Genomic DNA, 696 nt, shown 5'->3' on the forward strand with positions numbered 1-696 from the left:
TTGATGAGCTCTGTCTTGAACAGGCCGATCGTGCTCTCCATCAGGGCGTTGTCGTAGGCGTCGCCGACCGATCCGATCGAGGCGGCGATACCGGCGGCGTCCAGGTGCTCGGCGAGCCGGAAACTCGTGTACTGCGACCCGGCGTCCGAGTGGTGAATCAACTCACCTGGTTGGATGGGGTTTTGCTCGCGGTCGCGTTGCCAGATCGCCATTTCCAGGGCGTCCAGCACGAACACCGTCTCCTTCACGGTGGCCGCCGACCAGCCGACGATCCGGCGGGAGAAGGTGTCCACGACGAAGGCGACGTAGACGACACCGGCCCAGGTCTTCACGTGGGTGAAGTCCGCGACCCAGCAGCGGTTCGGGGCGCCGGCGACGAAGTCGCGATCCACCAGGTCCGGGGCCCGCTGGACCTGCCCGCCGGGCAGTGTGGTGATCACGCGTTTGCCGCGGACCGCTCCGGCGATGCCGAGCTCGCGCATCAGGCGTTCAACGGTGCAGCGGGCCACGTCGCTGCCCTGCCGGTTCAGCTCGCGCCAAATTTTCCTCGCCCCGTAGACACGGTAGTTGGCCTCGAAGACCTCACTGATCTGCTCTTTCAGTTCGGCGTCCCGCACGGTCCTGGCGGACGGCATGGTCCGGCGTTTGTGGTGGGCGTAGTAGGTGGAGGGGGCGATCTTGCAGTCGTGCTCGGTA

General features: G+C 66.1%; 1 protein-coding gene. It reads right to left on the reverse strand.

The features are described 5' to 3' along the window. Positions 1 to 696, reverse strand: a 696-nt coding sequence (locus AC3EUJ_RS37220) for an IS3 family transposase (protein WP_431969435.1), incomplete at both ends; no start/stop codon positions are given.

It is taken from the genome of Actinacidiphila sp. bgisy160, from assembly GCF_057707815.1.